Origin of the sequence: Streptomyces sp. NPDC048417 (assembly GCF_040651615.1) — a bacterium.
In the GTDB taxonomy this organism is placed as follows: domain Bacteria; phylum Actinomycetota; class Actinomycetes; order Streptomycetales; family Streptomycetaceae; genus Streptomyces.
The window spans coordinates 118,058-138,770 of the sequence record NZ_JBEZKI010000031.1; the positions used below are offsets into that span (position 1 = coordinate 118,058).

A 20,713-nucleotide genomic window follows, 5' to 3' on the forward strand; every position below is an offset into this window, starting at 1 on the left:
TCAGGCGGAGATGCCGTCGATCCGGGCCAGGGCGTCGTCCGCGCCGTACGGCTGCAAGTAGGGCAGCCAGCGCGGGTCCCTATGGCCGGTCCCGATGATGCGCCAGGCCAGGCCGGTGGGTGGGGCGGGTTTGTGCCGCAGCCGCCAGCCGATCTCGAAGAGATGGCGGTCGGCTTTGACGTGGTTGCAGCGACGGCACGACGCGACCACGTTGTCCCAGACGTGCTGACCCCCGCGGCTGCGCGGGATGACGTGGTCGACGCTGGTTGCGACGCCACCGCAGTACATGCACCGGCCCCCGTCGCGCGCGAAGAGCGCCCTTCGGGTGAGCGGAACGGGCCCTCGGTAGGGAACCCGGACGAATCGCTTGAGCCGGACCACGCTGGGTGCGGGGACTGTGACGGTTGCGCTGTGCATATAGGCGCCGGATTCCTCCAAGGCGACTGCCTTGTTCTCCAGGACGAGGACGAGCGCGCGGCGGAGCGGTACGACGCCGAGCGGCTCGTACGACGCGTTGAGGACCAGGACATGCGGCACGGGGGCCTCCTTGGGCGTCGGCGGCGCGTGGCTCGCGCCGGGACGATCTGTGGTCAGTGTCCCCTCTTGCCTGGTGGCCGCGCCACCATGTCCGCGTAACGGCCTGGGAGTGTTTTCGACCACACCGCATTCATCCCCCGGCTACCCCCCTTTTCAAGCGAGCCTGTTCAACCGGGAGGCCCGCGAAGTGAGCACGGTCTCTCCTTCTCGTATCCGTCGGGCGCACACACGATGCCCCGTTAGTGTGGTGATCCTGCCCGTCCGGTGACCTTTTCGTGACCTTGAACGCCGTACGTGACCGTGAACGCCGTACCGGAGGGCAGTACCGCACCGCCTGGAGGTACCCGCCGTGTCCTTGCCCGCCGTCCTGCCGGCCGCCGGTCCGTCGCCGTCGCCGACCCCCTCGGGATCGTCCACCCCGGCGGTGCCCTCGCTCCAGGACGCCCAGGAGAGCGCCACGAACGCCGCGAGCTGGGTCGAGCAGAACTGGTCGACATGGCTGGCGATAGGTCTGAAGGTGCTGCTGATCCTGGTGATCGCGGTGGTCCTCAGAAGGGTCGTGCTGCGGGCGATAACCAAGCTCATCGACCGTATGAACCGGACCGTCGAGTCGGCGGAGGGCACCACCCTCGGCGGGCTGCTGGTCAACGCCGAGCGGCGGCGGCAGCGCTCGCAGGCGATCGGGTCCGTGCTGCGGTCGGTGGCGAGCTTCGTGATCCTGGGCACGGCCGCGCTGACAGTGCTGTCCGCCTTCCAGATCAACCTGGCGCCGCTGCTGGCGTCGGCCGGTGTGGCCGGTGTGGCGATCGGTTTCGGCGCCCGCAACCTGGTCACGGACTTCCTGTCCGGCGTGTTCATGATCCTGGAGGACCAGTACGGCGTCGGCGACTCGATCGACGCGGGGGTCGCCTCCGGCGAGGTGGTCGAGGTCGGCCTGCGGGTGACCAAGCTGCGCGGCGACAACGGAGAGATCTGGTACGTCCGCAACGGTGAGATCAAGCGCATCGGCAACCTCTCGCAGGGCTGGGCCACGGCCGGTGTCGACGTCACCGTCCGGCCCAGCGAGGACCTGGACCGGATGCGGGCCACCCTGGACGAGGTCGCCGAGAAGATGGCCAAGGAGGAGCCCTGGAACGAGCTGCTGTGGGGCCCGATCCAGATCCTCGGCCTGGACTCCGTCCTCATCGACTCGATGGTGGTCCGCCTCTCCGCCAGGACCATGCCCGGCAAGGCCCTGACGGTGGAGCGCGAGCTGCGCTGGCGGATCAAGCGGGCCTTCGACGAGGCGGACATCAGCATGGTCGGCGGCGCCCCCACCGCACTCTCGGAGGACGAGGCCCCGGACCCGACGGCGGCCGTGGCGGCACCGTCGGCGTTCGCCAACGCGGACTCCCCGCAGGTGGCGGCCACGACACCGATCGCTGCGCAGCGGCCGCCGACGGCGGGGAAGTAGCGGAACGGTTCAGCACACTCGTTCGAGTGAACGGTGGAGCATTCCGGCGTCTCACGACGTGCGGGGTGCCCCATCATGCTGCCGGGGCACCCAGCGCAGGCTTAGCCTGGCATCAATCCTACGAGGAGACCCAGCGATGAGCGCGGAGCCGATCATGGAACCGGTCAGGCCGCAGGCGGACCCCATCGACCTGTTGATCGCGCTCGAAAAGGCAGCGTCGCCGATGCCAATTCGAGCGGAGTTCGTCGAGGGGACGGGCTACGTGCCACCTCAGCCAGAACACCGGCACAATGCGGGTGCCGTGAAGCTCATCGTCCAGTTTCACCTGGCCGGACTGGACCTGGCCGGCGTGAACGATGGCTTCCGAGTGCCCCACCCAGACGGTCGAACGATGGCTTTGGTCGTCCCGGACTTCTACGTCTGCCGCCGCACTCCGACCGAACTCGACGAGTCGTATCGCAGAGCCCACAGGGGCTGGTATCCCATCGACATGATCGCCCTCGTCGGCGAGGTCACTTCCACCAACCACGAAACGGACACCGGTCCCAAGTTCCGCACCTACGCGGCCGCCGGTGTACCTGTCTATGTCCTCATCAACCGCCATTCCAAGACCGCCCACTGCTACACCGACCCCGTCCTCCCCGGCGACGACCCCACCGAGGCCTACTACAAGACCGACGAGAAGGTGAGCCTCGGCGACCCGCTCCCCCTCCCGGCGCCCTACCCCACCCTCGACACGGCCCCCTTCCGCGGCGACTGAGCGGCCCTCGGCTCAACGGCCTTCGAGTGTGCGCACCATCTGTTCGAGTGTGCGCACCATCTGACAGAGCGCGACGAAGACGGCGCCCCGGAAGAGGACGACGCCGCCCTCAAGACGTTGCCGGCGCGGACCTCGACGCGGGCCTCCCCGGTGGACTCAGCTCTCTTCGAGGGGCCATATTCAGTCGCCGTTCTCCTGGCCGGTGCCGGGATCCAAGAGCAGGAAGCCATCAGAAGGGCCCGCCTGACCAGGCGCGACGAAGATCCTTACGGAGTCCTGATCACGGAGCGGGGTCCGGCCGGATTCAGATGTTCTTCACAGCTCCCCCGCATTCTCCGCGCGTCCCGCGATCATCTAGGGTCACTCCACCACGGGTCCTTGTTCTGGAGCGCGAAGTCGCCCGGGGACCCGTAGTGAATGTGGGGATACATGAGAAAGCTCGCCATAGGCGCCGCCCTGTCCGGCGCCCTGGCCCTGGCCGGACTCGCGGCGCCCGCCGCCTCCGCGGCCACGAGCACGCCCGATCTGAAGTTCACCGGCATCAAGGTGAACAACGGCAAGGCCATCGTGGTCGGCACCACCAAGTCGGTGAGCGTGCCGGTGACGTACACCCTGACCCGGCCCGTGGACGTGGACGTGGACGGCGACTCGTCGTTCGCCGGCGTGATCCTCTACCGCGGCACCCTGAAGTCGTTGCAGAACGTGGTCGGCCCCGACGACCTGCCCACCTGCACGACGACGGCGACTACGGACACGACCGTCACCGCGAGTTGCTCCGAGAAGATCGTCATCGCCCCGGAGGAGGGCCTGTTCGAGGCCGCCGACGCCACCACCTGGAAGGCCGGCGGCTTCTACAGCTACGTCGACGGCACCGTCTCGGACGACTTCCTCAGCTCCAACTCGGGCACCGCGATCTGGGGCAACCTCGGCACGGCCAAGGTGCAGCGCGCGGCCAAGCTGACCGCCGACGCCTCGCCGGAGCCGGTGACCAAGGGCAAGACGATCACCGTCAAGGGCAAGCTGACCCGGGCCGACTGGGACGCCGTCGCATACAAGGGCTACCAGGGACAGAAGGCCGTCCTGCAGTTCCGCGCCGAGGGCGGCAAGACGTACACGGACGTCAAGGGCATCACCTCCGGCACCGGCGGCGCCCTGTCCACCACGGTGAAGGCGTCGAAGAGCGGCTACTACCGCTATGTCTTCGCCGGTACGACGACCACCGCGGCGGCGACGGCCACGGGTGACTTCATCAAGGTCAAGTAGCCCCTGCGGTCGCCTCACCACAGGGCCCGTCCGGTCTTCCGGGCGGGCCCTTCGTGCGTCCGAGCGCAGGTAACGAGTGGGTTGCCGCGCCGGCGGGCTATTGACGCTCTCCTTCCGGCGCCCTACGTTTTCCAGCCAACAGGAAACTTTCCTAACAGTGATCAACGGATGAGCGATCCGGTGAGCCGTCGGGGCCAGTGATCCGGGCCAGTGATCCGGGCCAGTGATCCGGGCCAGTGATCGGGCCAGTGATCCGGGCGGGTCACCCGGGTGGACCGATCACCCAGGTCACTGGGAAACTGAGCGGCTGGAAAGGCAGGTGTCGAACCGCATGGCAGGAACCGCCGGTACGCCGGGCACCCCGCGCGTACTCCGCGCCATGAACGACCGCGCCGCACTGGACCTGCTGCTGGAGCACGGCCCGCTGTCGAGGACCCGGATCGGCAAGCTCACCGGCCTCTCCAAGCCGACCGCCTCCCAGCTGCTGGCCCGCCTGGAGGCGGCCGGGCTGGTGCTGGCGACCGGCACGAGCGAGGGCCGGCCGGGCCCCAACGCCCAGCTGTACGCGGTGAATCCGGCCGCCGCCTACGCCGCCGGGCTCGACGTCAACCCGGCCCGGATCCGGGCCGCCGTCGCCGACGTCACCGGCCGTACCGTCGGCGAGTACGAACTCCCCACCCCGGGAAGGCGGTCGGCCCAGTCCGTCGTACGGCAGGTCACCGACGCCCTCGACGGTGCCGTGAAGGCGGCCGGGCTGGCCAGGGACGACGTCCGCCGGCTGGTCATCGGCACACCCGGCGCCTTCGACCCCAACACCGGCCGGCTGCGCTACGCCTCGCACCTGCCCGGCTGGCACACCCCCGCGCTGCTCGACGACCTCGCCGCCGCGCTGCCGATGCCGGTCGAGTACGAGAACGACGTCAACCTCGTCGCCATCGCCGAACAGCGGCTCGGCGCGGCCCGCGGCCACGGCGACTTCGTGCTGCTGTGGAACGAGGAGGGCCTCGGCGCCGCCCTGGTCCTCGGCGGCCGGCTGCACCGCGGCTGGACCGGCGGTGCCGGTGAGGTCGGCTTCCTGCCGGTGCCGGGCACCCCGCTGGTCCGCCAGGTCATCAAGGCCAACAGCGGCGGTTACCAGGAACTCGCCGGTGCGCAGTCGCTGCCCAGGCTGGCCGGCGCGCTCGGCATCGGGGACCTGCCGACCGGGTCGCACTCCGAGGTGGCCGCCGCGCTCGTCGCCCGCGCCGCCGATCACGGCAGCGGACCGCACCACGAACTCCTGCGGACCTACGCGACCCGGGTCGCCACGGGTCTCGCCTCCCTCGTCTCCGTCCTCGACCCCGAACTCGTCGTCCTCAGCGGCACCGTCCTGACCTCCGGCGGCGAAGTACTGCGCGCCCTGGTCCAGGCCGAGCTGGAGGAGCTGGCAGCCGCCCGGCCGCGGCTCGTCGTCGGCGACGTCCAGGAACACCCCGTGCTGCGCGGCGCACTGGAGAGTGCGCTCGCGACCACCCGCGACGAGGTCTTCGACACCTCGCGCTGATCCGTACCAGCCCCGCACCAGCCCCTTTCAGCCCCCCGCACCGGCCCCTTCCCTGACCGCCCGCCCTTGGGAGACCTTGCCATGCCCATACCCTCCGCTGCCCGAAAGACGGCTTTTGCCCTGACCGCCCTGACCGGTTCGCTCGCCCTTCTCACCGCCTGTACCGGCCAGTCCTCCTCCGGCGCCACCGACGACGCCTCCGCGGACACCACCATCAACTTCTGGCACGCCTGGAGCGCGCCGAGCGAGGTCAAGGCCGTCAACGCGCTGATCGCCGGCTTCGAGAAGGCGCACCCCAACATCCACGTCAACGTCGTCGGCAACATGACCGACGACAAGATGAACCAGGCGCTGCGCACCGGCGGCGACAAGGCCCCGGACGTCATCTCGTCCTTCACCACCAACAGCGTCGGCAAGTTCTGCGACTCGGGCGCGCTGGTCGACCTCAACCCCTTCTTCAAGAAGTCGGGCATCGACCCGGAGACGACGTTCCCGAAGCCGATGAACGAGTACACCCAGTTCGAGGGCAACCGCTGCTCGGTGCCGCTGCTCGGGGACGCGTACGGGCTCTACTACAACAAGACGGCGTTCAAGAAGGCCGGCATCGCCGGCCCGCCGAAGACCTGGTCCGAATTCGAGTCCGACGCGAAGAAGTTGACGATCGCTCAGGGTGACAGCTACAAGCAGCTCGGATTCATGCCGGACTACCACGGCTGGGAGACCACGACCGAGCACTACCTCGGACAGTTCTCGCCGACGTACTTCGACAGCCAGGGCAAGTCGAACGTCGCCAAGGACCCGGCCTTCGAGAAGTCCTTCACGCTCCAGAAAGACCTCGTCGACCAGCTCGGCGGCTACAAGAAGCTGGAGACATTCCGGGCCACGCTCGGCGACGAGTGGGGCCCCAAGCACCCCTTCCAGACCGGCCAGGTCGCCATGCAGCTCGACGGCGAGTGGCGGCTCGGCATGGCCCTGGACGCCAAGCCGAACTTCGACATAGGTGTCGCCCCGATGCCGGTTCCCGACGACCAGGCCGCCCAGTACGGCAAGGGCTACATCACCGGCACCATCGCCGGTGTCGCCGCCACCAGCAAGAAGCAGAACGCGGCCTGGGAGTTCGTGAAGTACATCAGCACCGACACGGACGCGGTGGTGGACTTCTCCAACGCCATCCACAACGTGCCGTCCACGCTGGCCGCCCTGAAGTCGCCGAAACTGAAGTACGACCCGCGGTTCAAGACGTTCCTGGACATCGCCGCGAACCCGGACTCCACGACGGCACCGGCCTCCGTCAACGGCGGTGTGTACCTGGTGACGATCCAGCAGCTCGGCTACGACTACGAGAGCGGCAAGGTCACCGACCTGAAGGCGGGCCTCAAGCAGGCCGCCGCGCAGATCGACACGGACATCGCGCAGGCGAAGTAGCGATGAGCACGATCACACTGGCGTCGAAGCGCCGCAGCTCTGGCCTTGTGGCGAAGCGCAGGAAACAAGCACTTCGCACTCTCGCCTTCATGTCGCCCTGGCTGATCGGCTTCGCGGTCTTCTTCGCGTATCCGCTGATCTCGACGGTCTACTTCTCGTTCATGCACTACGACGGTTTCAAACCGCCGACGTGGAACGGCACGAAGAACTGGACGTACGTCTTCGAGCACTATCCCTACTTCTGGCCCGCGATGCGCAACACCCTGTGGCTCGTGGTCGTGATGGTCTCGCTCCGGGTCGTCTTCGGCCTCGGCATCGGCATGCTCATCACGAAGATCAAGACGGGTACGGGCGTCTTCCGCACCCTCTTCTATCTGCCCTACCTGGCCCCGCCGGTCGCGGCCACCATGGCCTTCGCCTTCCTCCTCAACCCCGGCACGGGCCCGGTCAACTCGATCCTGGAGAAGATCGGCATCCCGGCCCCGGGCTGGTTCAACGACCCCACCTGGTCCAAGCCGGCGCTGACCCTGCTGGCGCTGTGGGGCATCGGCGACCTGATGGTCATCTTCATGGCCGCGCTGCTCGACGTGCCGGCGGAGCAGTACGAGGCGGCGGAGCTGGACGGCGCGTCGGCCTGGCAGCGCTTCCGGTACGTGACGCTGCCGAACATCTCGCCGATCGTGATGTTCGCGGTCGTCACGGGTGTCATCCAGACGATGCAGTACTACACCCAGCCGCTCATCGCCGGGAAGGTCGCCTCGGGGGTCATCCAGGGCGCGGGCACCCAGTTCGAGCCCGGGTATCCGGAGAAGTCGACGCTCACCCTGCCCCAGCTCGTCTACAACCTCGGTTTCCAGCGCTTCGACTACGGCTCCGCGTGTGTCGTCGCCCTCGTCCTCTTCGTCCTGTCCATGGTGTTCACGTCGTTCCTGATGCGGCGCCGGGGCGGTCTCATCCAGGCAGGTGACTGAACATGGCCCAGGTACTGGACCGGCCGGTGGACGTGGCCGGGCAGCCGATGACCTCGGCCGAACGCACCGCCCGCCGCAAGGCGTTGCTGAACTGGGTGGCGGTCCACTCCCTCGGTGTCGCCGCCGCCCTCTTCTTCACCCTTCCCTTCGTGTTCGTGTTCCTGACCTCGCTGATGAGCGACAGCCAGGCGCTCAGCCGGGACCTGATCCCGCACACCTGGGAGTGGGGCAACTACCGGAAGGTCTTCGACACCCCCGGCTTCCTGACCTGGTGGCGCAACACGCTGTTCTACGCCGGCCTGGGCACCGTCCTGACGGTCGTCTCCTCGTTGCCCGTGGCGTACGCGCTCGCGAAGTTCCGTTTCCGGGGCCGCAATCTCTCACTCATGCTGGTGATCTCGATGATGATGCTGCCACCGCAGGTGGTCATCATCCCGATGTACCTGTTCTGGGCGAAGCAGCTGGGCCTCTCCGGCACCCTGTGGCCGCTGATCGTGCCGATGGCGTTCGGTGACGCGTTCTCCATCTTCCTGCTGCGGCAGTTTCTGATGACGATCCCGAACGAGTACCTGGACGCGGCGAAGGTGGACGGCTGCGGGGATCTGCGCACCCTGCTGCGGGTGGTGATCCCGATGGCGAAACCGGGTATCGCCGCCGTCGCCCTCTTCCAGTTCTTCTACGCCTGGAACGACTACTTCGGCCCCCAGATCTACGCCTCGGAGAACCCGGGCGCCTGGACGCTGTCCTACGGCCTGGAGTCGTTCAAGGGCATGCACCACACCGACTGGAACCTCACCATGGCCGCGACCGTACTGGTCATGGCCCCCGTGATCCTCGTGTTCTTCTTCGCCCAGAAGGCGTTCGTCGAGGGCGTCACGCTCACCGGAGTGAAGGGTTAACCACGTATGAAACTCACTGTGGTCGGCGGAGGCTCGACCTACACCCCCGAACTCATCGACGGCTTCGCGCGGCTCAGGGACACCCTGCCCATCGAGGAACTGGTCCTGGTGGACCCGGCCGCCGAACGCCTGGAACTGGTGGGCGGACTGGCCCGCCGTATCTTCGCCAAGCAGGGCCACAGCGGCCGTATCGTCACCACCTCCGACCTGGACGCGGGCGTGGAGGGCGCCGACGCGGTGCTGCTCCAGCTGCGCGTCGGCGGCCAGGCGGCCCGGCAGCAGGACGAGACCTGGCCGCTGGAGTGCGGCTGCATCGGCCAGGAGACGACCGGCGCCGGCGGGCTCGCCAAGGCCCTGCGGACCGTCCCCGTCGTCCTGGACATCGCCGAACGCGTCCGCCGGGCCAACCCGGACGCCTGGATCATCGACTTCACCAACCCGGTGGGGATCGTCACCCGCGCCCTGCTCCAGGCCGGGCACCGGGCGGTCGGACTGTGCAACGTGGCGATCGGCTTCCAGCGGAAGTTCGCGAACCTGCTCGGTGTCACGCCGTCCGAGATCCACCTGGACCACCTCGGCCTCAACCACCTCACCTGGGAGACCGCGGTCCGCCTCGGCGGCCCCGAGGGCGAGAACGTGCTGCCCAAGCTGCTCGGCGAGCACGGCGACGCCATCGCCGCGGACCTGAGGCTGCCGACGGCGCTCCTCGACCGCCTGGGCGGCGTCATCCCGTCCTACTACCTGCGCTACTACTACGCGCACGACGAGGTCGTACGGGAGCTGCGCACCAAGCCGTCCCGGGCGGCCGAAGTGGCCGCGATGGAGAAACAGTTGCTGGAGATGTACGGCGACCCGGCCCTCGACGAGAAGCCGGAGCTGCTCGCCAAGCGGGGCGGCGCGTACTACTCGGAGGCGGCGGTGGACCTGGCGGCGGCGCTGCTGGGCGGCGCCGGCAACCCCTACCAGGTGGTGAACACCTACAACGGCGGCACGCTCCCCTTCCTCGCCGACGACGCGGTGATCGAGGTGCAGGCGGCGGTCGGCGCGGGCGGGCCCGTGCCGCTGTCCGTCCCGGACGTCGACCCGCTCTTCGCCGGCCTGGTGGCGAACGTGACGGCGTACGAGGACCTGGCCCTTGAGGCGGCGCTGCGCGGCGGCCGCGACCGTGTGTACAAGGCCCTCCTCTCGCATCCCCTCGTCGGCCAGTACGAGTACGCCGAAGCCCTGACCGACCGACTGATCGCGCACAACCGGGAGCACCTCGCGTGGGCCTGACCGCACCTGTCCTCGCCATCGACGCGGGCAACAGCAAGACCGACGTCGCGGTGGTGGCGGCGGACGGCGAGGTCCTCGCCACGGCTCGCGGCGGCGGCTTCCGGCCGCCGGTGGTGGGCGTGGAGCAGGCCGTGGACGAGGTGGCGGCGGCGGTCGCCGAGGCGTACGCCGCCGCCGGCGTCACCTCGGTCGCCCATGTCTCCGCGTGCCTGGCCAACGCCGATCTGCCAGTGGAGGAGGAGCAGTTGGCCGCCGCGCTGGCCGCCCGCGACTGGGGCGGTTCGGTGACCGTCCGCAACGACACCTTCGCGATCCTGCGGGCGGGCGTGGCCGAGCCCCGGGGCGTGGCCGTGGTGTGCGGGGCGGGCATCAACTGCGTCGGCATGCGCCCCGACGGCCGCACCGCGCGCTTCCCCGCGATAGGGCGCATCTCCGGTGACTGGGGCGGCGGTTGGGGACTGGCCGAGGAGGCCCTCTGGCACGGGGCACGGGCGGAGGACGGCCGCGGCGGGCCGACGGCCCTGGTCCACACCCTGCCGGCGCACTTCGGGCTGACGTCCATGTACGCGCTGATCGAGGCGCTGCACCTGGAACGCGTCGAGTACGGCCGCCGGCACGAGCTGACGCCGGTGCTGTTCGCGACGGCGGCCGACGGCGACCCGATCGCCCGCTCGGTGGTGGACCGGCTGGCCCAGGAGGTCGCGACGATGGCCACGGTCGCCCTGACCCGCCTCGACCTGCTGGACGAGGAGACGCCGGTGCTGCTGGGAGGTGGCGTGCTGACGGGCGGTCACCCGCAACTGGACGACGGAGTGCGGGAACTGCTGGCGGCCCGCGCCCCGAAGGCGGTACCGAGGGTGGTGACGGCGCGTCCGGTCCTGGGAGCGGCACTGCTGGGGCTGGACACGGTGGGGGCGGGAGCGGATGTGCAGGGGAGGGTGCGGGCGTATTTCGAGGGGTGACGGTGGGCGGGGGTCGGGACCTCGGGCGGGGGTGGGGTCGCTTACCTGCGCTTGCAGGGTGCCGCCGCGCCCCAGCGGCGGGCGACGCGCCCCGTCAGGGGCGCGGGGCCGTATCGATGTGCGGCTCCGCCGCGTGGGCGCGCCAACCCCCGCCGCCCGCAGCCCGAACGCCCCCACACGACCCCTCCGGAACCGAACCGATTCCCCCGGCGTATTCATGGGCAGGGGTTCCGCTGCGATCGGATCAAGATCCAGTGACGGCCGGTGCCGAATGTCGGTCCGGACAGCGATACTGGGCGGTGACCGGATGACCATGGGGGAGGTCAAGTGACACACCCGCCGACGAAGAGCGCGGCACCGCCAGGCGCAGGTACCGTCCTGCCCGCACAGCGGGCCGGCTCCCCCACGCCCGAGGCAACGCCCCCGCGCCGCAGCGCCTTCGCGGAGGGCGTCGAGCAGGTGCGCGCCGCCGTCACCACCGAGCCCGGCCGGCTCCGGCTCATCGGCGCCGTCCTGGCCGTCCTGATCGTCGCCTTCGGTGCCGTCACCGCCTGGCAGATGACCGACCGCGCGGCCGCCGCCGACGACGTGCTGCACCGCAGCCAGCCGCTCAGCTCCGGCGCGGCCGAGATATACCGCTCCCTGGCGGACGCCAACACCGCGGCCTCCAGCGGGTTTCTGGCGGGTGGTCAGGAGACGGCCGCCTCCCGCGAGACCTACGAGAAGGACATCCGCACGGCCGCCGCCGGGCTGGTCACCGCCGCCGCCAACTCCGAACCCGGCTCGCCCGCCGAGGCGGCCGTGGCGAAGCTGAACAAGCTGCTCCCGGAGTACAAGGGGCTCGTCGAGCGGGCCAGGGTCTACAACCGGCAGGGCTACCCGGTCGGCGGCGCCTACCTGCGGTACGCGAACGACAAGATGCAGGACGAGATGCTCCCGGCGGCGGAAGATCTCTACAAGAAGGAGAACGCGCGGCTGTCGTCCGACTACGCGGACGCGACCCCGTACCCGTGGGCGGCCATAGTCCTCGGCCTCCTCGCACTCGCCGCGCTCGGCTGGGCCCAGCTGCGTCACTACCGCCGCACCAACCGCGTGCTGAACCACGGCCTGGTGGCGGCCTCGGCGGCCACCGTCATCACGCTGCTGTGGCTGGTCGTCGGCCACACCGTCGCCCGCGTCGGCCTGAACGGCTCCTACGACCACGGCGTCCGCTCGCTGAACGTGCTGCACAACGCCCAGATCGCCTCGCTGAACGCGCGGGGGAACGAGAACCTGAGCCTGGTGGCGCGCGGCGCCGAGACCATCACGGTCGACAAGAAGTCGTACGACACGTACTACTACCACTTCGACGAGGACATGGCCGACCTCGGCAAGGGCCTCACCCAGGCCGCGGAACTCGCGGACGATTCGGCCGGCAGCAAGCCTGTGGTGGCGGCCGAGGGGAACATGCAGGTGTGGAAGAAGCGGCACACCGCCGCCCGCGACGCGGACGAGAACGGCGACTACCAGGCGGCGCTGGACAAGGTGATCGGCACGGACGGCGCGACCGCCGAGTGCTTCGTCAGCGTCGACAACAACCTGAAGACCGCGTTGGTGCACGAGGATCACGAGTTCGAGGAACGGGCCGCCGACGGGCTGGACGCGATGTCGGGGCTGCCGATCGGGGCCGCCATGCTGGGAGTCGCGGCGGCGGCGGGTGCGCTGTTCGGCATCGGACGCAGGCTTTCGGAGTACCGGTGAGAGGGGGCGTGGCCATGTTCGTGCGGAGGATGAGGGCCTCCCTGCGCGGCTGGGGCGGGGTGGGCGCGATGGCGGTCGGCTGCGTTCTGGCGCTGGCGTTCGTCCTGCTGCTGCCCCTCACCCAGTCGCGTGGTGAGGACGACAGCGAGGCCGGGCTCGGCGGACAGGGCGTGGCGACCGGCAGTCAGGCGAAGGCCGACGACTGCAAGGACTCCGAGGCACAGAACGAGACCTGGGAGCCGTCGGGCGCGGACGGTGCGACGATCGACGCCATCAAGGCGCGGCCCGGCCAACGGAAGTTGATCGTCGGCGTCGACCAGAACAGCTACCGCTGGGGCTACCGCAACCCGAACAACTCGGAGGCGGACCTGGAGGGTTTCGACATCGACCTGGTGCACAGGATCGCCCAGGACATCCTCGGCGACCCCGACGCCGTGACGTTCAAGGCGATTCCGACCAGCCAGCGGATACTGGCGCTCCAGAAGGGCACCGTCGACATGGTGGTGCGCACGATGACCATCAACTGCGACCGGCTGAAGGAGGTCGCGTTCTCCGCGCCGTACTTCAAGACCGGTCAGCAGGTGCTGGCGCCCAAGTCGTCGCCGATCAAGGGGTACGACGCGACGCTCGCGAACAAGAGGGTGTGCACGGCGGACGGTTCGACGGCGGACGACAGGGTGACCGCCGACAAGGACTCCGGCAGGCTGCCCTCCTCGGTCGCGATCACCCGCGTCCCCAACCAGCTCGACTGTCTGGTGCGGCTGCAGCTCGGCGAGGTCGACGCGGTGATCACCGACGGTGCGCTGGCCGCCAGCCAGGCCGCCCAGGACCCGACGGTCGAGCTGAAGGGCCCCGCGTTCACCACCGAGTACTACGGCGTGGCGATGAACAAGAAGGCGAAGGATCTGGTACGCCGGGTCAACCAGATCCTGGTGGACTACCGGGCCGACGGCTGGCAGGCGTCGTACGGCACTTGGCTGTCGGCGACACTTGGTCCGGACTCGACGGCGTCGAAACCTCCCTCGCCGCAGCAGTACCTGCTCAAGAGCTGACCCGCATCCGCCGGCCCAGCCCCGACAAGCAAGCGAGAGGTGATCGATGGGCGTCACGGACCCCGCCGGGCCGGTGATGGACCGGGACGAGGTGGACCGTGCGCTGGCGCGGCTCGGCGCGGAGCACGAGGCGATCGAGACCTCGCTGCTCGCCCTGCAGGACCACGCGGGCCGCAGGCTCCTCGAAGGCGCCGAGCTGACCGGGACCACCCGGGAGCGGTGGACGACCGCCGACGCGTCGATCACCCTGCTGTGGGCGTACTTCGACGCGTACACGGACGCGTTGCGCAGCGCCCGGGAGATCAGGGCGCGGCGCCGCTGGTCCAGCCGTGAGGACCTGGTGGAGCTGACCGAACTGCTGCGCGGCGACTCGGTGACGGTGGCGGGCAGCGCCACGGCGACGGCGAACGCGCCGACGCTGCTGTCGGCGGCCGGCCGGCTCAGCGAGCGCTTCTCGCTGGTGACCCTGGTCGACCGGATGAACGAGCTGTACGCGACCTCGCTGGACATGGTCGTCACCGCCGACGCGGTGTGGTCGGCGCTGCCCGCGCGGATCGATTTACTCGCCGCCGAGCTGCAGCGCACCCGCAAGCTGGCGCACTCCGTCGGGGTGCGTCCGGGCGAGCACCCGGCGGGCGACGACCTGGAGCGGATCACCCGCACCCTGACCAGGCTCCGTGAGGACGTCGTGTCGGACCCGCTGGGCTTCTGGGTGCCGGCGCAGGGGAGTTCGGCGCCGGGCGGCGGCCGGCCGGACACCACGGTCTACGACCGGGAGGCGCAGGCGCTGGAGGAGGTACGGCGGGAGATCGACGCCGTGCTGACCGTACGGCAGGACGCGGAGGCCCGGCTGATCAGGCTGCGGGACGTGCTGTCCCGTGCGGACCGCACCCTCGCCGAGGCGCGCACCGCGCGCGGCGAGGTGCTGGCGAAGATCGCGGCGACCGAGGTGCCGGTGGTCAGCGGCCCGCCGACCGCGCTCCAGGAGCAGCTGGCGACGGCCGCCGAGTACCGCAGAACGGCCCAGTGGCACCGGCTGTCGCCGCTCCTGGAGTCCCTGGAGCAGAAGGCGGAGGACGAACTGCTGCGCGCGCGTGAGTCGTTGACGGCGGTCACCGCGCCGCTGGCGGTACGCGCGGAGCTGCGCGGCCGGCTGGACGCGTACAAGGCGAAGGTGGCCCGGCACGGGCTGGCGGAGGATCCGTTCCTGATCGAGCGGTACGACGCGGCCCGGCGGATGCTGTGGAGCGCGCCCTGCGACCTGCGGGTCGCGGAGCAGGCGGTGCTGCGCTATCAGCAGGCGGCGGCCGAGGCGCTGGCCGCGCCGCGGGTGCCGCAGCAGAGCGGGCCCGAGGACCGTAGGGGAGAGCAGTAGCCATGAGTCAGGCGGGACAGACGTGCCAGCGGCCGGGCTGCGAGGGGACGTACGAGGACGTCGGCGGCGGTGAGCTGTACTGCGACACCTGCGGTCTGGCCCCGGTCGTCTCGGCGACCGGGATGGTCGGCTCGCCGCCCACCGGGATCACGGCCGGCGGCCGGTCCTCGGCGAGCAGCGGGAGTTCGCCTTCCAGCAGCCGCAGTTCGCGTACGTCGTCGCAGTCGTCGAAGTCGCGGCGCTCGGTCTCCGGGCGGCTCTCGCGGTCCCTGTCGGGCAAGTCGACGGGCCGTTCGGTGTCGGTGCGCAGCTCCGGCTCGTCGACCAGCGGGTCGGGGCGCAGCCGGCTGGGCGCGGGGCTGGTCACGGTCCCGCAGGTGCCGAAGCCGGACCCGCGCGAGATGGTCCTCGAGAACCCCGAGGTGCCCGAGCGGAAGCGGTTCTGCTCGCGCTCGGACTGCGGGGCGCCGGTCGGGCGGGGCCGTGGTGACCGGCCGGGCCGGACGGAGGGGTTCTGCACCAAGTGCGGCAACCCGTACTCGTTCGTGCCGAAGCTGAAGGCCGGGGACGTCGTGCACGGCCAGTACGAGGTCGTGGGCTGTATCGCACACGGTGGCCTGGGCTGGATCTACCTGGCCGTGGACCGGGCGGTGTCCGACCGCTGGGTGGTACTCAAGGGCCTGCTCGACACCGGCGACGAGGACGCGATGGCCGCCGCGATCTCCGAGCGGCGGTTCCTCGCGGAGATCGAGCACTCCAACATCGTGCGGATCTACAACTTCGTGGAGCATCTGGACCAGCGCACCGGCTCCCTCGACGGCTACATCGTCATGGAGTACGTCGGCGGCAAGTCCCTCAAGGAGATCGCCAACGACCGGCGTACCCCGGAGGGCCGCCGGGACCCGCTGCCGGTGGAGCAGGCCTGCGCCTACGGCATCGAGGCGCTCGAGGCCCTCGGCCATCTGCACAACCGCAACCTGCTGTACTGCGACTTCAAGGTCGACAACGCCATCCAGACCGAGGACCAGCTCAAGCTGATCGACATGGGCGCGGTGCGCCGCATGGACGACGACGAGTCGGCGATCTACGGCACGGTCGGCTACCAGGCCCCGGAGGTCGCCGAGGTCGGCCCGTCGGTCGCCTCCGACCTCTACACGGTCGGCCGCACCCTCGCGGTCCTCACGTTCGACTTCCAGGGCTACACGACCGTCTTCGTGGACTCGCTGCCCGACCCGGACAACATCGAGGTGTTCCGGCAGTACGAGTCCTTCTACCGGCTGCTGGTCCGGGCCACCGATCCCGACCCGGCCCGCCGGTTCGCCTCCGCCCAGGAGATGGCCGAGCAGCTGACGGGCGTGCTGCGCGAGGTCGTGTCGGTGCAGACCGGCAAGGCCCGGCCCGCGCTGTCGACGCTGTTCGGGCCCGAGGTCAAGGTCACGGACACGGAGCTGTTCCCGAAGCTGGCCGGTGACGTGTCCCGGCTCGGGGGGCGGGCGGTGGCCTCAAGAACGCTCGCCCTGGAGCCACCGGGAGCGGGCGGGGCACCGGCCGGCGACGGCCGCCCCGCGGGCGGCCCTGCCGACGGGGGCGCCCCGGTCTCCCCCGCCCTGGTCCGGCCGGTCGCCACCCCGGCCGCCGCACTCGCCCTGCCGGTCCCGCTGGTCGACCAGAGCGACCCGAACGCCGGGTTCCTGGCGGGCCTGATGATGACCTCGGCGCCGGGCGAACTGATCGGGGCGCTGGCCGGCGCGCCGGCGCAGACCGTGGAGACCCGGCTGCGCCAGGTCCGCGCCCGGCTGGAGAGCGGCGAGCAGGAACCCGCCCTGACCGCGCTCGGCGAGCTGGAGGCGGAGCGGCCCGACGACTGGCGGGTGGTCTGGTACCGGGGCGTGGCCGCCCTGGTCACCGGCGACTTCGAGGGCGCCGCGCTGTCCTTCGACGCGATCTACGACGCCTTCCCCGGCGAGACCGCGCCCAAGCTGGCGCTCGGCCTGTGCGCGGAGGTGCTCGGGCAGCTGGACAACTCGGCCGAGTACTACCGGCTGGTGTGGGCGACCGACCCGGGCTTCGTGAGCTCCGCCTTCGGCCTGGCCCGGGTGCGGCTGGCGGCCGGGGACCGGCACGGGGCGGTGCGTACGCTGGAGTCGGTGCCGGAGGCGTCGATCCACTACACGGCGGCCCGGGTGGCGGCCGTACGGGCGCGGCTGCGGCACCGGACCGCGACGCCCGACGACACGCCGTTCCTGGAGGACCTGACGGCCGCCGCCGGGCAGATCGAGGCGCTGGACGCATACGGTCTGGATCCGGCACGGCGCGAGCAGTTGTCGGCGGAAGTCCTCGGCTGCGCGCTGGACTGGATACTCTCCGGAGGCCAGGACGCCCAGCCCGCCGCCGGTGGCGGTGGCCGGGTGCTGCTCGGCAGCGGTCTGGACGAGCGGGGCCTCCGCTTCGGCCTGGAGCGCTCGTACCGCACGCTGGCCAGACTGGCGACCGGCGGTGAGGAGAGGATCGACCTGGTGGAACGGGCCAACCGTTACCGCCCCCGGACGTGGGTGTAGTTGATGTCGCAGATGCCCCAGCAGGCCGCACCGGCGAAGTGCCCGAGCTGCGCGGAGCCGCTCGAATCGGGTGACCTGTTCTGCGGTGCGTGCGGGTACGACCTGTCGGCCGTGCCCGCCGAGCCGCAGGACCACCCGACCCTCACCATGGGCGCCTCCGGCGTGGACTGGCCACCACCCGAGCCGGACAGCTCCGGCCCGCCGTCGGCCCATCTGCCGACGGATCTGCCCGGCACGGACTCGGGCGGCAAGCCGCTGCCGGGTTCGCCGCCGCACGGCTCGCCTGGTTCGGCGCCGCACGGCTCGCCGGTGTCGCCGGCCGCCGGGGTGCGTTTCGACCGGCCGCCGGAGCCCGACGACGACTACGCGCTCCAGGCGCCGGACCCGCGGGTGGCCGCCTCCGCCACGGAGACCACCGAGACCGCCGAGACCACCGAGCTGCCGAAGGTCTGCGTGGCCTGCCGGGCGGGCCGGGTCGACGACGACGGCTACTGCGAGAACTGCGGGCACGCGCAGCCGCGCGAACGCGACCACATGGAGCAGGAGGTGGGCCCGGTGGCCGCCGTCAGCGACCGCGGGCTGCGCCACCACCGCAACGAGGACGCGTTCACCGTCGGCCGTACCGCGCTGCCCGACGGGACCCCGGCGGTGCTCGCGGTCGTCTGCGACGGCGTCTCCTCGGCGACCCGCCCCGACGAGGCCTCGCTGGCCGCCTCCCGGGCCGCGAGCGAGGCGCTGCTGGCCGCGCTGGGGCAGGGCACGCATCCGCAAGCGGCGATGCACGAGGCGATCGTCGTCGCCTCCCAGGCCGTCAACGCCCTCGCCGAGGAGCCGCCGGCGGCCCGCGAGCACAGCCCGCACCAGAACGCCCCGGCGTGCACGATCGTCGCCTCGATCGTCGCCGCGGGCCTGCTGGTGGTCGGCTGGGTCGGCGACAGCCGCGCCTACTGGGTGCCGGTGGACCGCGGCGCACCGCCGGCCCGGCTCACCGAGGACGACTCCTGGGCGGCACAGATGGTGGCCGCGGGGCTGATGAGCGAGGCCGAGGCGTACGCCGACGAGCGCGCGCACGCGATCACCGGCTGGCTCGGCGCGGACGCCTACGAACTGGAGCCGCACACCGCTTCCTTCAAGCCGGACCGGCCTGGTGTGGTGGTGGTGTGCACGGACGGCCTGTGGAACTACGCGGAGTCGGCCGAGGAGATGTCCGAGGTCGTCCCCGCCGACGCGGCCCTGCGGCCGCTGCACGCGGCCCGGGTCCTGGTCGGGCACGCCCTGGACGGCGGGGGCCACGACAACGTAACAGTGGCGCTGCTCCCGTTCCCGGCGCCGCCGCAGGGGGCAGGATCCGCCTGAGGCCGCGCAAAACGGCCGTAAACGGGGATTCACGAACGGGGCACGGGCAGCACAGGGAAGCACCGGCGGACCGGAGGGGACCGGTCCGCACACCGTCAGCACCCACCACGCGTGGGGTGGAGGGGGACCAGAGCAGTCATGGCCAATTTCTCGAAGTCGAACGTGCCGCAGTTCTCGGTGGACGTGTACCAGAACGAGTACCTGCCGGACGGCGGCCGCGAGGTCAACGCGATCGTCACGGTGACGTCGACCGGCGGCGGCACCGTCGGGAGCGTGGCGGGACCGTCGTACGCACCCGGGCAGGGGCCGGCCGCCGGGGTGGCGATCATGGTCGACTGCTCGGGTTCGATGGACTACCCGCCGACCAAGATGCGCAACGCCCGGGACGCCACGGCGGCCGCGATCGACACCCTGCGCGACGGCACCCACTTCGCGGTGATCGGCGGCACGCACATCGCCAAGGAGGTCTACCCGGGCGGCGGCCGGCTCGCGGTGGCCGACCGCACCACCCGGGAGCAGGCCAAGCAGGCGCTGCGCAGGCTGAGCGCGGGCGGCGGTACGGCGATCGGGACCTGGCTGCGCCTGGCCGACCGGCTGCTGTCCTCGGCGGACGTCGCGATCCGGCACGGCATCCTGCTGACCGACGGCCGCAACGAGCACGAGTCGCCGGAGGATCTCAAGGCCGCCCTGGACTCCTGCGCCGGACGGTTCACCTGTGACGCCCGCGGCGTGGGCACCGACTGGGAAGTGAAAGAAGTCACAGGGATAGCCTCCGCGCTGCTCGGCACCGCCGACATCGTCGCCGACCCCACGGGCCTGGCCGCCGACTTCACGCAGATGATGGAGACGGCGATGGGCAAGGAGGTCGCGGACGTCGCGCTGCGGCTGTGGACCCCGGTCGGCACGACGATCAAGTTCGTCAAGCAAGTGGCGCCCACGGTCGAGGAGTTGACCGGCCGCCGCACCGAGGCCGGGCCGCGTGCCGGGGACTATCCGACCGGCTCCTGGGGCGACGAGTCCCGGGACTACCACGTCTGCGTGGAGGTCCCCACGGCCGGCCTCGGCCAGGAAATGCTCGCCGCCCGGGTGTCCTTGGTGGTGCCGCAGACCGATGGCAGCGTCCAGAACCTGGGCGCGCAGGGGCTGGTCAGGGCGGTGTGGACGGACGACATGGTCGCCTCGACCTCCATCAACCCCCAAGTCGCCCACTACACCGGCCAGGCCGAACTGGCACAAGCCATCCAACAAGGGCTGGATCTTCGCAAAGCGGGCGATATGGACGGAGCAACGGCCAAACTGGGCCGGGCCGTTCAGCTCGCCAGCGCCTCAGGGAACGCGGATACTGCGAAACTGCTTGCGAAGGTGGTGGACGTGGTCGACGCCGCGACAGGTACTGTGCGATTGAAAGCGAAGGTTGCGGAGGCCGACGAGATGACTCTCGAAACCCGGTCCACAAAGACTGTTCGTGTAAAGAAGTGACCTAGCAGCACACGCAGGACACCCAGACAGGCTCAGGACGAACCTGACAGAGAGGGAACCACCGA

The 20,713-nt window shown here is 70.6% G+C and carries 16 protein-coding genes; 15 read left to right on the plus strand and 1 reads right to left on the minus strand.

Going from position 1 to position 20,713, the window contains the following annotated elements; translation table 11 throughout:
• Entirely contained in the window at positions 1-537 is a 537-nt protein-coding gene (locus AB0D59_RS39200; protein ID WP_181805740.1) for an HNH endonuclease, read from the minus strand.
• Positions 538-886: 349 nt separating this feature from the next.
• On the opposite strand from AB0D59_RS39200, the gene AB0D59_RS39205 reads away from it, so the two are divergent.
• The 15 genes from AB0D59_RS39205 to AB0D59_RS39275 all read left to right on the plus strand — a co-directional run bounded on the left by AB0D59_RS39205 (position 887) and on the right by AB0D59_RS39275 (position 20,648).
• Positions 887-1,990, plus strand: a complete 1,104-nt coding sequence (locus AB0D59_RS39205) for a mechanosensitive ion channel family protein (protein ID WP_362575786.1) — start codon at positions 887-889, stop codon at positions 1,988-1,990.
• A gap of 136 nt (positions 1,991-2,126) precedes the next feature.
• Entirely contained in the window at positions 2,127-2,750 is a 624-nt protein-coding gene (locus AB0D59_RS39210) for a Uma2 family endonuclease (protein ID WP_362575788.1), read from the plus strand.
• 429 nt (positions 2,751-3,179) lie between these two features.
• Positions 3,180-4,013 carry a hypothetical protein gene (locus tag AB0D59_RS39215; protein ID WP_362575790.1) on the plus strand — a complete coding sequence of 278 codons (834 nt, stop codon included), beginning with the start codon at positions 3,180-3,182 and terminating at the stop codon, positions 4,011-4,013.
• 331 nt (positions 4,014-4,344) lie between these two features.
• Entirely contained in the window at positions 4,345-5,556 is a 1,212-nt protein-coding gene (locus AB0D59_RS39220; RefSeq protein WP_362575792.1) for an ROK family transcriptional regulator, read from the plus strand.
• Between the two features lie 81 nt (positions 5,557-5,637).
• On the plus strand, positions 5,638-6,981 hold the full coding sequence (locus AB0D59_RS39225; protein WP_362575793.1) for an ABC transporter substrate-binding protein: 1,344 nt from the start codon (positions 5,638-5,640) through the stop codon (positions 6,979-6,981).
• Positions 6,982-6,983: 2 nt separating this feature from the next.
• Entirely contained in the window at positions 6,984-7,952 is a 969-nt protein-coding gene (locus tag AB0D59_RS39230) for a sugar ABC transporter permease (RefSeq protein ID WP_362575795.1), read from the plus strand.
• Between the two features lie 2 nt (positions 7,953-7,954).
• Positions 7,955-8,851: a carbohydrate ABC transporter permease gene (locus AB0D59_RS39235; RefSeq protein ID WP_362575797.1), complete on the plus strand. Its 897-nt coding sequence runs from the start codon at positions 7,955-7,957 to the stop codon at positions 8,849-8,851.
• Positions 8,852-8,857: 6 nt separating this feature from the next.
• The gene (locus AB0D59_RS39240; protein WP_362575799.1) at positions 8,858-10,126 is read left to right on the plus strand and encodes a 6-phospho-beta-glucosidase; all 1,269 of its coding nucleotides are present in this window, start codon (positions 8,858-8,860) and stop codon (positions 10,124-10,126) included.
• Positions 10,117-11,088 (plus strand): BadF/BadG/BcrA/BcrD ATPase family protein, encoded by a 972-nt coding sequence (locus AB0D59_RS39245; protein WP_362575801.1) that lies wholly within the window; start codon positions 10,117-10,119, stop codon positions 11,086-11,088. Before AB0D59_RS39240 ends, AB0D59_RS39245 begins: the two co-directional genes overlap by 10 nt.
• A gap of 378 nt (positions 11,089-11,466) precedes the next feature.
• Positions 11,467-12,828, plus strand: coding sequence for a hypothetical protein (locus AB0D59_RS39250; RefSeq protein ID WP_362575841.1), 1,362 nt, complete (start codon positions 11,467-11,469; stop codon positions 12,826-12,828).
• Between the two features lie 14 nt (positions 12,829-12,842).
• Entirely contained in the window at positions 12,843-13,880 is a 1,038-nt protein-coding gene (locus tag AB0D59_RS39255) for a glutamate ABC transporter substrate-binding protein (RefSeq protein ID WP_362575803.1), read from the plus strand.
• Positions 13,881-13,926: 46 nt separating this feature from the next.
• Positions 13,927-15,255, plus strand: a complete 1,329-nt coding sequence (locus AB0D59_RS39260) for a hypothetical protein (RefSeq protein WP_362575805.1) — start codon at positions 13,927-13,929, stop codon at positions 15,253-15,255.
• Positions 15,256-15,257: 2 nt separating this feature from the next.
• Complete coding sequence (locus tag AB0D59_RS39265; RefSeq protein ID WP_362575806.1) at positions 15,258-17,813, plus strand: tetratricopeptide repeat protein; 2,556 nt, start codon at positions 15,258-15,260, stop codon at positions 17,811-17,813.
• A 3-nt stretch (positions 17,814-17,816) separates the two neighbouring features.
• A complete protein-coding gene (locus AB0D59_RS39270) occupies positions 17,817-19,169 on the plus strand; it encodes a PP2C family serine/threonine-protein phosphatase (protein ID WP_362575808.1) in 1,353 nt (450 codons plus the stop codon).
• A 138-nt stretch (positions 19,170-19,307) separates the two neighbouring features.
• Entirely contained in the window at positions 19,308-20,648 is a 1,341-nt protein-coding gene (locus tag AB0D59_RS39275; RefSeq protein ID WP_362575810.1) for a VWA domain-containing protein, read from the plus strand.
• Positions 20,649-20,713: the final 65 nt, after the last annotated feature.